The sequence below is a fragment of the Bradyrhizobium sp. S3.7.6 genome, from assembly GCF_054061875.1.
This window is the reverse complement of the sequence record NZ_JBSSEQ010000003.1, coordinates 160,663-172,697: the sequence shown is the minus strand read 5'-3', so window position 1 is coordinate 172,697 and position 12,035 is coordinate 160,663. Positions and strand designations below refer to the sequence as shown.

At 57.3% G+C, this 12,035-nt stretch carries 6 protein-coding genes; 3 read left to right on the top strand and 3 right to left on the bottom strand.

The genetic code is table 11. The features are described from left to right. Window positions 1-190: 190 nt before the first annotated feature. Window positions 191-622 carry a response regulator transcription factor gene (locus ACVJ5M_RS44380; RefSeq protein ID WP_354079582.1) on the bottom strand — a complete coding sequence of 144 codons (432 nt, stop codon included), beginning with the start codon at window positions 620-622 and terminating at the stop codon, window positions 191-193. A 49-nt stretch (window positions 623-671) separates the two neighbouring features. Continuing rightward, on the bottom strand, window positions 672-1,355 hold the full coding sequence (locus ACVJ5M_RS44375) for a response regulator transcription factor (protein ID WP_354079584.1): 684 nt from the start codon (window positions 1,353-1,355) through the stop codon (window positions 672-674). A gap of 1,265 nt (window positions 1,356-2,620) precedes the next feature. Between ACVJ5M_RS44375 and ACVJ5M_RS44370 the strand changes: the two genes are divergently transcribed. Beyond that, the gene (locus tag ACVJ5M_RS44370; protein ID WP_354079586.1) at window positions 2,621-2,947 is read left to right on the top strand and encodes a hypothetical protein; all 327 of its coding nucleotides are present in this window, start codon (window positions 2,621-2,623) and stop codon (window positions 2,945-2,947) included. A 619-nt stretch (window positions 2,948-3,566) separates the two neighbouring features. Beyond that, a complete protein-coding gene (locus ACVJ5M_RS44365; protein WP_354079588.1) occupies window positions 3,567-9,146 on the top strand; it encodes a trifunctional serine/threonine-protein kinase/ATP-binding protein/sensor histidine kinase in 5,580 nt (1,859 codons plus the stop codon). Between the two features lie 512 nt (window positions 9,147-9,658). Here the strand turns inward: ACVJ5M_RS44365 and ACVJ5M_RS44360 are convergent. Beyond that, on the bottom strand, window positions 9,659-9,928 hold the full coding sequence (locus ACVJ5M_RS44360; RefSeq protein ID WP_354079590.1) for a hypothetical protein: 270 nt from the start codon (window positions 9,926-9,928) through the stop codon (window positions 9,659-9,661). A gap of 622 nt (window positions 9,929-10,550) precedes the next feature. Between ACVJ5M_RS44360 and ACVJ5M_RS44355 the strand changes: the two genes are divergently transcribed. After that, complete coding sequence (locus tag ACVJ5M_RS44355; RefSeq protein ID WP_354079592.1) at window positions 10,551-11,810, top strand: pectate lyase family protein; 1,260 nt, start codon at window positions 10,551-10,553, stop codon at window positions 11,808-11,810. Window positions 11,811-12,035 lie beyond the last annotated feature (225 nt).

The window sequence follows — 12,035 nt, the reverse complement described above, 5'->3', positions numbered from 1 at the left end:
CGATCATTCCAGTAGCGTTTTTGTCAGGAGCCCTTGCAAGTGCTTCGATGAGAGGCCGAAGGCACAACAACAGCGACAGGAATGCGGCAAGACGGAAAGGCGATGGTCGCCACCAGCACGAGGTAAGGACTGGCAGCGGCACATTAGGCGCCGCGCGGGCGCGGCGTGGTCCAGACTGCTTCCCCATCTTTCACGCGTCCGTTCCGCCACGATGCTCGCGCAGCGCTTCATCGAGGCAGGCTATCAACTCCAGACCGGCAAAGGGTTTGGCGAAAAAGCCACTTACGCCGACGCTCAACGCGCGGGCTCGCGTGCGATCATCCGCGAAGGCAGTAATCAAGATGAATGGCGCAGCGTGACCCTGGGCCCGCATCTGTTCCAAAAGTTCAAAGCCGCTCATCGTGGGCATCTGCACGTCTGCAATGACACAGGACGTGTCATTCAATTGAGACGACCGCAAGAAGTCCTCAGCCGATGCAAACGTATGAACGATGTGGCCCTGCGATTTCAGAAGGTTGTCCAGTGCGGCACGAATCGAAGGATCGTCGTCGACAACGGAAACAGTTGAGTATCTGGACAAGACGACTCGTTCTAGTTGGGTGAGGGCGGTGGCCGAATGCATGACGGCCAGCTGAAGGGTGCGCGTGTACGATGAAATTGTAAAATCATACTTAGGTTTGTACCCTGAAACGGTCGGTCCCAATTCCCAGCCTCTCAGCCATCCTGATCAAATCGGCTAGCGATCGAGCGCCCATCTTCTTCATCACGTGCCCGCGATAGATTTTAACTGTAATCTCGGCGAGTCCGAGTTCCGCGGCTACCTGTTTGTTCAATAGGCCGGCGGCGACCAATTTCAAGACATCCTGCTCTCGTGGGCTTAGGGCCTCAAACAAGGATTGCAGCCTCCTGACCACCTTGTCTACACCTCGTCTCTTCCGATCCTGTTCGATAGCTGCGACTACGCCATCGAGCAGTTCCTGATCGCGAAACGGCTTGCTGAGAAAATCGATTGCTCCACTCTTCATGGCTTTGACGGTCATCGGAATATCGCCATGAGCGGTGATGAAAATGATGGGAATGTTAACCTTCAGTTTGGCTAACTCACTCTGGAGCTCAAGCCCGCTCGATCCCGGCAGCCTGATGTCAAGCACAAGGCAGCTAGGACCATCAGGAAGCTCGCTTTGGAGCATTTCCTGGGCCGATCCGTAAGCAACGACATCTAGACCGATCGAACGAAATAGGTTGACCAGCGATTCGCGCATTGAGAGGTCATCGTCGACGACGAGGACGCTCGGCCTCACCTCCGGCCCTTCGACATTTGCGGCTTCCTTCCGCGGTGCAGAGCGCTTGGTCACGATAAGAGCCTCACTTGTGCAATTTACAGTGGAATTATCGCATCACAACGACCTTTGATTGAGACATGCAGCCTTTCGCGTAGGCTAATCTTTGAGATTTTCCAGGTGCGTGACTGGTTAGCCATTCGCACCAGCGTTGCCCATTACAGGAAAGTCTAGCAAAAACCGCTCGAGCGGTCGAGAACTGCCTTTGGCGTTTCTCCGCCGTCGCGTTGGACCAGCCCTGCGGCATCGATCAAATCAATGAACAGCCGGTCGAGAAGCACCGAATCCAAGACTTGCGGCGCTCGCTGCAGCGAACGACTCAATTTGTGGCTGAAGGATCAGAATGCCCGGCGCTTTGGTAGTTGAACGCGGGGGCGCGAGCTGAGCGAATTGGCGCGATTGTGCCTGTGCATGCGCCGATCCCGCCGGCGTTGCGATCGGCAACCGGCGTAGACTATCGCACCCGCACTAAGGAAGATACAAACCAGAACGAGAAGCAGCGGCATCAGCACATGAACTCTTTTTTCCGTCGTCAGAGCGCCTGTGAGTTGCGTCTTTGCGAGCTCGGGGAAAGCACCTTGCATCGACTTCGTACAACCTGACGCAAGGTGCGATTCAAGTCCTTTCCGTCATCATGTTTGTAGGAAATATGCTCGAACTCGAGCTGCTGCGGGGACGCTCACGTTCGTTCGTCTCGTTGCTTCCTTTACCAGGCTCGCCCCCAAAGATCAGGCGGCGTAATCTGAATGGAGAGGCGGGATACACTCCATTCGGTGTCCGGCTGCATTCGGTGTTCGGCTGCGGACCAGTGCGGCAAAAGGCAGCTGCATTGCGCTGCTGCATCAGCCAAACAACCGCTGATCCAGCGAAGAATCATTCTCCTAAGAATTGGCGGACATCAGAGTTCCGTGTCGGGCAGCCTGGAGATCGGCTCTTTGACCTACATAGGACCGACAAAACCCGGCCCGAGCGGTCAACCTGAAGCTATTGTCAGCCCCACCAGCAGCTCATCGATCCGCTAGGCGGGGTCATTAAAGGCGGCCCGACGCACTCCGTCGAGCAGAAAGTGCGTCGGGTGCGCCCCACATCGCCAGTACATCCGTGGTGATGCTGCAACCAATGAAGCAACCAGCGTGGCAAAACTGAGGCTCGCTCACCAACGTAGAGGCTCGCTCACCAACGTAGAGTAGGTCGTGACTTCCTGCGAATTCGTACCGGTCAGGAAGGGCTTGAATCGTTCGTAGCATCACGTTGTACGATGCCGGTGTAGATCTATCGAATTGGCAAAGTCCGATCCGGCACAGTTCTGGTTGGCAAAGACTTGGATAAATGTTGTCACGGTGCGCGTGGCGAGAAGAAGACGTTCCGCTGTTCTTCATTTAATTGCCTTTTCCTTCACCGGTTTTGGGGAGCTTACGCCTCCCTTGAACAGCGGTTTAACCAGCATGAACTTTCTCAGATCTATCGAAATCGCCTGGCCGGCAATCGCCCTCCTGAGAACCGAAGCGAGTGGCATTCGGATCGGTGAGAGCCTGTACGGACGCTTTGTGAGCATCAGGAGTGCCTTTGTCGCGGGTCAGTTGCTCGAGCAATGGGAGCAGGAATGAAGAGGATAGTTTTGGCGCGGTTTCGTTCACAGTGGCTCGCAGATCTGCCCTTGATGCTGTGGTTCGGAGTCGATGACAGCGTGGCGCCTTCCAACAACGGAGCCAGGAGTGAATGTTGATCTCGAAAACAGCACCGCGCATGTCGGCGGGATTTTTAGCCTGAGCGCCGTTGCGGCGCTCAGGCCGATGCAGCCGTCAGAAGCCGGCGTCCAATGGACTCGCACGTTGCGCCGATCATGGGCAAACCGATCAGCGTTCACATGTCATTGCCTGCTTGAGCAGTAGCAGCGATCTGGGGCCCTGCTGCAGGTCGGGCAGTGCGCCGCTGGCGGTCGGGTAACGGCTACGAGCCGTTCGATCAAAAAGGATACTTCGCCTCTACACTGCGCCAGTCGGGAGCGCCCGCCGCCGATGCTGTGCAGGCCCGGCCTGCGCGCCGGATTGGGCTGGATTGACACGATCGGGCTGTCAGGTATTGGGTGGTGTAAGTTGCATCTTGTTTGCCGCGGTTCAGTCTTTGGCGGCCTTGATCGGTACTCGCGCCCTTTGCGAAGTCCCTTCACAAGCTCGCCCCATATGTGTCAGATTTTGGCTCAATCCTTATTGACTGGGCGGGCAAATGCCGCGGGACCCCCTCAGCCGAACTCTGTTCGGCTCAAATGTCGACAGTGACATCCAGGACATCCAGCCCCTGTGGGAGGACGGTGATCGCGCGTTCTGCCGTGCGTGGCGTCGGCAAACCCACGGCAGCAGCGCTGTCGTGCTTATTGTGCGGCCCACCGCAGAACACCCAGCGACGCTTGACCGCCTCGCCCACGAGTGTGAGCTGAGGGAGGAGCTAGACGAGGCATGGGCGGTGCGGCCGTTGGAACTTATCCGGGAAGCTGGTCGGACTATGCTGGTCCTGGAGGATCCATGCGGCGAGCCACTGCTAAATTTACTCGGAATCCGTATGGAGCCCAAGCCGTTCCTGCGCCTCGCTGTTGGTATCACGAGGGCCGTGGGCAAGCTTCACCGGCGCGGCTTGGTCCATAAGGACCTGAAACCCGCTCACATTCTGGTCAATTGTCCTGACGAACAGGTCCGACTCACTGGGTTTGGTCTGGCTTCCCGCCTTTCCCGCGAGCGCGTGCCGCCTGAGCCTGCCGAGTTCATCGCGGGCTCGCTGCCCTACATGGCGCCCGAACAGACCGGACGAATGAATCGCTCAGTCGACTGTCGCAGTGATCTCTATTCACTTGGCGTGACATTCTATCAGATGCTGACCGGCGCGCTGCCGTTCACGGGCTCAGATCCCTTGGAGTGGATCCATTGTCATATTGCAAGAAAAGCAACACCGCCTGTCGAGAAATCGCAAAACCTCCCAGAGCCAATCTCTCAGATTGTGATGAAACTCCTCGCGAAGACCGCCGAGGAACGCTACCAGACTGCCGCTGGCCTTGAGCACGATCTGCAACACTGTCTGGCAGCATGGGCCAACCACGGTCGCATCGACACATTTGAGCTCGGCGCAGACGACACACCTGATCGGCTGCTCATCCCCGAGAAGCTCTATGGCAGAGCCCGCGAGATCGAGACCTTGCTTGGCTCTTTCGATCGCGCGGTGAAGAGCGGCGCGCCGGGGTTGCTGCTGGTTGCCGGCTACTCCGGCATTGGTAAGTCCTCGCTTGTCCAGGAGCTACACAAAGTACTCGTGCCCTCGCGCGGACTGTTGGCATCAGGCAAATTCGAGCAACTGAAGCGCGATGTTCCCTATGCGACATTAGCACAGACCTTTCAGAGCCTTGTGCGTCCTCTCCTCAGCAAAAGTGAGGGCGAACTCGCGACTTGGCGGCAAGCGCTCCGGGAGGCGCTCGGCGCGAATGGACGGCTGATGGTCGAATTGATCCCCGATCTGAGCCTGATCATTGGCGAGCAGCCCGCGCCTGCTGAGCTTCCACGCCGGCAAGCGCAAAATCGTTTCCAGCTCGTGCTTCGCCGCTTTATCGGTGTGTTCGCCCGGCGAACCCATCCATTGGTGCTCTTCCTCGACGATTTGCAGTGGCACGATGCCGCAACGCTCGACCTGATCGAGGATCTTCTGACTCAGTCGGACCTGCACCTACTGCTGATCGGAGCTTACCGCAGCAACGAAGTTGATGCAGGCCATCCACTGAAACGCAAGCTCGAGTCCATCAGGAGAGCCGACGTAATTCTAGAGGAGATAACGCTTTCGCCGCTCACTGCAGTCGATGTCGCGCAGTTAGTCGCGGACACCCTTCGCTGCGGACCAAAACGCGCTGCCCCGCTTGCAAAGTTGGTGCATCAGAAGACAATGGGCAATCCGTTCTTCGCCATTCAATTCTTGTCTGAACTTGCCGAAGAGCACCTGTTAACGTTCGATCACGAGCCTGCGCGCTGGCGTTGGGATCTCGAGCGCATTCACGCAAAAGCCTACACCGAGAACGTCGTCGATCTGATGCTGGGTAAGCTCATCCGGCTGCCCGACGAAACGCAGGACGCGCTGCAACAGCTGGCCTGTTTCGGCAACATGGCCGAGACGGCAGAGCTTGCGATCGTGCTCGAAACGTCACAGGCACAGGTGCAGGCGAGGCTATCGCCAGCGATCCGGCAGGAACTGGTCTCGCGCCAGGGAACAGTCTACCGCTTTGTCCACGATCGCGTTCAAGAGGCGGCTTACTTGCTGGTCCCGGAATCCTCGCGCGCTCCTGCCCATTTGCGGATCGGTCGGATGCTTGCGGCACATGTCCCTGCGCACAAACGTGAGGAGGCTATCTTCGATGTTGTCAGTCAACTCAATCGAGGTATCGCGCTAATCGCTTCCGGTCAGGAGCGAGAGCAGCTCGCGGAGTTAAATTTAATCGCAGGGCAGCGTGCCAGGGCGTCGGCGGCCTACGCCTCGGCACTGACATATTTCACTGCCGGTGCTGCGCTACTCGCGCAGGATTCGTGGCAAAGGCGCCACGATCTCGCATTCGCACTGGAAACCAGTCGGGCCGAATGTGAATTCTTGGTAGGCCGGCTGGAGATTGCGGAGTGCCTCCTGTCCGCGCTGTCGAAGCGCGCTTTGAACGCGCCCGAACGAGCGACGGTCGCATGTTTGCGGGTCGATCTTTACGTGACGCTTGGTCAGCACGGCCGAGCGGTGCTCATAGGCCTCGAGTATCTTCGCGATGTCGGGATCGAGTGGTCGCGGCATCCGACGGACCAGGAAACACTAGCCGAATATCAGCGGATGTGGTCACAACTGCCGGACGCGATCGAGGAGCTTGCTGGTTTGCCTGAAATGACAGATCAGACCACGCTTGCCACGCTTTCCGTCTTGACGCGGATTCTTCCGCCCGCAGGTTTCACGGACGTGAATTTATCCGCTCTGGTCATCTGCAGAGCCGTCAGCATCAGCCTCGAATACGGCAACACTGATGCTTCTTGCACCCACTACGCATGGCTGGGCCGAATCTCGGCCGGCCGCTTCGGTGACTACCAAGCGGCTGATAAATTTGGTCATCTTGCGTGCGATCTGGTTGATCGCGGTGAGTTCTCTCGTTTTCGGGCTCCGGTCTATTTGGCGATCGGAGGCAACGTAATCCCGTGGACGAAGCCCCTAAGGGACGGGCGAGTGTTGATCCGGCGAGCGCTCGAAGCTGCAAACAGGATCGGCGATTTTATCTATGAGGCGTACAGCTTGGTTCATCTAACCGCGAATATGATGATGGCAGGAGACCCCCTGAAAGAGGTGCAGAACGAGATAGAGAAAAGCCTTGCTACGATACGGAACAGAAAGGTCAAGTTTGCTGCTGATGCCATGACTGCACAGCTCGCAATTATTAGAACCATGCGCGGCCTCACGCGCTCATTCGGCACCTTCGATGATCAGCAATTTGACGAGCTGGACATCGAGCGATCATTTGAACGCAGTCCGGAGCTGTCACCGAGCGAAACCGTCTACTGGATCCGCAAACTTCAGGCGCGGTTTCTGGCCGGCGATTATCCTGCAGCTATTGGTGCTCGCTCGAAGGCAGAGCCCGGATTGTGGACCATCCCGACAGAGTTCTTGATCGCGGAGTTTCACTTCTATGGCGCGCTGTCTCACTCGTGTTACTGTGACAGGCTGTGTGAAAGCGAACAACAGCAACATCGAGAAATGATTGATGCCCATCACAGACAGCTGCAGATATGGGCCAGAAATTGCCCCGAAAACTTTGACAATCGGGCATCCTTGGTGGGGGCTGAAATTGCGAGGCTGGAATGCCGGGATGCAGACGCAATGCGACTGTACGAACACTCAATCCAGACCGCAAGGCATAACGGTTTCGCCCATCACGAGGGGGTCGCTTGTGAACTTGCAGCGCGCTTTTATGCAGCGCGCGGTTTTGACAGGATCTCCCGGGTTTACCTGCAGGACGCCCGTCATGGCTACCTTCGTTGGGGAGCAGATGGTAAGGTGCGTCAACTCGACGAGCTGAATCCCCATCTCAACCATGAGGAGACCACTCTTGCCGTGAATGGCATGAGGATCGGAGCTCCGGTTGAGCATCTTGAACTGGCGACCGTGACAAAAGTGTCGCAGGCGATTTCCGGCGAGATTGTGCTTCAGAAACTAATCGACACGCTTATGCGGACTGCCATTGAGCAGGCTGGCGCCGAGCGAGGTTTGTTGATTCTGCTGGATGGAGGCGAGCCACGGATCGAGGCGGAAGCCACAACAGTAGCGGATGCGCTGCTTGTAAAGGTGGAGGAACAGCCCGTGACTCCGATGGCTCTTCCCGAGTCCGTGCTGCATTTCGTCCTACGTGTCCGCGAAAACGTCATTCTCGAAGATGCTGCCGCCCAGCCTTCATTTGCGGAAGACCCGTATATCCGCGAGCGCAAATCGCGTTCTATTCTTTGCCTGCCACTGATCACGCAAGGCAAGCTGATCGGCGTACTGTATCTGGAGAATAATCTCGCCCCGCGCGTATTCTCGGCTACCCGCAACTCGGTGCTGAAAATGCTTGCCTCCCAAGCTGCAACAGCGCTGGAAAACAGCCGGTTGTACAGCGAAGTGCAGCAACGGGAGGCGAAAATCCGGCGTTTACTCGACGCTAACGTCATCGGAATCTTTATCATCCGCAAAGGGGGCGAGATCATCGAGGCAAATCAAGCCTTCCTCACGATGGTTGGATACGACCAAGGAGATCTTCTCGCAGGGCGAGTGAACGGTCTCGACCTGACGCCTCCAGAATGGCACGAGCGCACAATGGATGCTCGGACAGAAGCAAAAAGGACCGGAGCTGTTCAGCAGTTCGAGAAAGAGTATATTCGGAAGGATGGCAGCCGCGTGCCGGTGCTAATTGGCCTCGCCGTATTCGATGAGCGACAGGACCACGGTGTTGGCTTCGTCCTCGATCTGACAGAGCGAAAGAGAGTGGAAGCGGAAGCCCGTGAAAGCGAACGACGTTATCGCGAAACTCTGATGGGTCTTGCACACGCCAATCGGGTCACGACAATGGGACAGCTGGCCGCCTCGATCGCCCATGAGGTCAACCAGCCGATTGCGGCGATCAGCAGCAATGCGGGGGCAGGGCTAAATTGGCTCGCTGCTCAACCGCCAAATCTGGAAGAAATTCGGCGGACCTTCGGTTTAATTGTCCGTGACAGCATGCGCGCTGGCGACGTGATCCGCCGGATCCGCGCTCTTATGAACAAGGCTCCGATACAAACGGAGCTTCTTGCAATTGACGAAGTGATCTTAGAGGTGCTGTCCCTAGTTGGCGCAGAACTCGCAAAACATGATGTGTGGGTGCGAACCCGACGGCCTGAGGCGTTGCCGCTCGTTCGAGCAGATCGCGTTCAGGTACGGCAGGTGATTCTCAATCTAATCACGAACGCCATCGAGGCAATGAGCGAGATCAACGAAGGCGAGCGCGAACTACTGATCGCTACGCGGACTGATGGCTCGAATAATGTATTGGTCTCTTTTCAGGATACGGGTCCAGGACTCGATCCAAACAGCGCAGACCGCGTGTTCGAGGCGTTTTACACCACGAAATCCGAAGGCATGGGCATGGGTCTGGCCATTTGCCATTCTATTATTGAGGCGCACGGGGGCCGAATGTGGGCCGGCGCCAATGATCCTCGCGGAGCCGTCTTTCAGTTCAGCATGCCCGTTGCGCCGGAGGGCGTGGATCGGGCGGAACAAGTCACTGGAGCGTCTTAGGTCGAGTGCGTTGTCGAGCAGGGGGGCTCCGGGAGCTCCGATCATCTTGACAGAAGTAAGCTGCGCGACGTTGATAACAGAGATATTCGCGTTTCATGCTGCCCGTCGGGAGTGTTGGCGCGACCGCAGATTATCGCGAACTGCCAGAAACTCTGCAATCCGACCACAATGTCAGATTCCAGACGCTTCGCTGGCTCTTTGCAAACCTCTAGAGAATTGCAAGCCATCAAGCGCAATCAGAACGAATCCTGCAGACGCAGTGTTCGAGATGCGCATGCGAACCATCCCATGGGCTGCCACTGGTACATCGTTTTTCTTCTCCGGAGTTGGCCTCGTAGCCTGGGCGCCACGGCTGCCGCTCGCGATAGACGGCGCGCGTTCGATGGCATCATGCACTCTTCTGTGCTGCGTAAGGCACCTGACGCAAGCAGAAACCCACCGGCGCAGCACGTCGTTGTGCAGACGGAGGGCAGTCGAGGAAGTCGAGAAAATCCACGTGGCGCCGGGTTCGTTTACAACAAGCCGTTCGGGTTCGTCATCCTTCGGAATGAGGTGAGCCCCACGACGCCTTCGTCAGGGTCGCTGTTGGATAAGCCCTCGATGACGCCGTCGCGATCCGCCGTATTGTAATTCTGGCTCATCTTCCGCGTGCCATCGAAGAACCCAGCGAAAGTCGCCATGGCCTCGCCAGTCGGCGTCAGCTTCCCCTGCAGATTCGAACGCGCCAGGCGCGCACAAATGGTGCCCAGGAGCCTTTGCTCGTCGAGTACTACGGGCAGCATCGCTCCAACACGCCCTTCGTGAGTAGCGGTGACCCCGTGGCTAACCGTGCCTCGCGCCCTTTCCGATGAAGGTCGGCGATGTCGACGGCTCGGAAGGCAGGCGGCGTGTACATGGACGAAGCTCCGGCAGCCCGGCCGACAGCCGGACGACCCCTGATTTGAACTGGGGTGCGCCTCATGCTGGATCACAGAAAGAGCCAATCTGTGTCGTTTCATTCCTCCGCGCGCGCTCGCGCTGAGGGCAGCTAACTGATGATGTGTCAAAGGGGGATCGACGAGAGCGCTTGCAAGCTGTTCCAGCCGTCGTCTTCGAGCCGTGCCCGTTACGGCCAGCCGTGGGATAGCATCTTGCTTTCATTCTGACCAAGCTCTCGAAGCATCGACCGCTGCTTTCATCGGCCGTGAGTGGTTCAATGGCTACCCAGATCCGTCGCAGCTGGTCCGCCTGCGGCTGCACACTTCGGCTGTTGTTTAGCACGGTTCCAATATTCCGTTGCTGCCTTATTGAGGCCGATGTGATGGCGTTAACGCCCCATGCTGATGGCCCATTCCAGTTCAGCATTTCAGTTCGATAGTTCAGTTTCTCGCATGGATCTCCGGGTAGCAGAGAGAGCATATGTCTATGAAAGCCACGATGGAGCACATCAAGCGTTCGTTGCGCGTGCTCGGCGGACTTGCTGTCGCCCTCGGCATCTCTTCCGTGCTCGGATCGAACAATGCGCGATCGGAAGCCCTCAAGGGCTTTGGGTCTGCAGCGACGGGCGGCCTTGGAGGCGAGATAGTTCAGGTCAGATCAACCGAAGCTCTGAATCATGAGTTATGTCGTTCGTACAGCTTCGGGCAGTGCAATGACAATAGTCCGCGCGAGATCCAGGTAATCGGAACCATAGACTTTACCGGTACGGAAGGGCGAGGCGAGGGGCAGGGATGCCAATACGGCCGCACTTGTTCGGCGCCTTACAAGCGTGAGTCCCTTCTCCTTATGGATGGCAACGACGCGCATTGCGATGGCAAGGAGAAGACGTTGGTCGGCTTCGACAGGGCCGGCAAGCGCCCGCTGGAAATTGGCTCAAACAAAACAGTGATCGGCGTTGGCCCGAACGCTACAATCAAAGGGAAGGGACTGCGCCTGAATGGGGTCAGCAACGTCGTCATTCGCAACCTGACAATCAGTGATGTCAATCAAGGGGTGATATTTGCGGGCGATGCTATTGCAATTGCACGAGCCGACCTGGTTTGGATCGATCACAACCGATTTCATAATATCGGGCGACAGATGATTGCCGGCGGCTTTGGCCCTACGACGAATATCGCGATTTCCTGGAACGACTTCGATGGTAGCGATACCTATTCCTCCTATTGCAACGGGGAGCACTATTGGAATCTCCTGTTTCTTGGTGTCCCGCAGACGATCACCATCGCAAATAACTATTTCCATGAGATCTCGGGGCGGGCGCCGCACATCGACGGGGCCCAGACCATTGTTCATCTCGTTAACAACTACTTCCACAACACGAATGCGCAACAGAGCGGCGGATTCTTCCATGCGGTGGATGCTGGATCATCTGTGCAGGCACTGATCGAGGGTAATTACTTTGACAACATTGAAACACCCGTAAAGGCTGGTAGTGGACATATCTTTGGCTTCTTTGACAACTCCAGCGGGACCGCGCAGGACATCTGCCTTACCGTGCTCGGACGTCGCTGCATCGAGAACATCGCGACCCCAGTGCCGCGGATCAATGGCTTTCGCCTAGATGAAACCGTAATTCGGTCGTTTGGAGCTCTTCCAAAACCATCTATTCCTCTTCCATTTCGAGCGGATGATGTTCCGGCCGTGATCACGGCCGGGGCAGGCCCCGGACACCTTGGGAGCCGGTGATGGCTCGTTCGCCGACGCGGCTCGAGACTTGGCCGATTGCCGCAAACAGTTGATTGGAAGGCGCATACTGGACGAGAACGGCACGCACGGCTGGCTGCCCGACGTTGCACGAGGACCGTACGGCCTTTCTCTTCGAGTGCCGAGCGGTACAATTCCTGTCGATTATGCGCCCTATGCTTTTCCCCGCCGACCCAGGGCTCGCCTCAAATGCTTACGTCCGGTTTT

Excerpts from the sequence above, each read along its gene's own strand:
- ACVJ5M_RS44380 (WP_354079582.1), bottom strand. The coding sequence starts at position 622 with ATGCATTCGGCCACCGCCCTCACCCAACTAGAACGAGTCGTCTTGTCC.
- ACVJ5M_RS44365 (WP_354079588.1), top strand. The coding sequence starts at position 3,567 with ATGCCGCGGGACCCCCTCAGCCGAACTCTGTTCGGCTCAAATGTCGAC.
- ACVJ5M_RS44360 (WP_354079590.1), bottom strand. The coding sequence starts at position 9,928 with ATGCTGCCCGTAGTACTCGACGAGCAAAGGCTCCTGGGCACCATTTGT.
- ACVJ5M_RS44355 (WP_354079592.1), top strand. The coding sequence starts at position 10,551 with ATGAAAGCCACGATGGAGCACATCAAGCGTTCGTTGCGCGTGCTCGGC.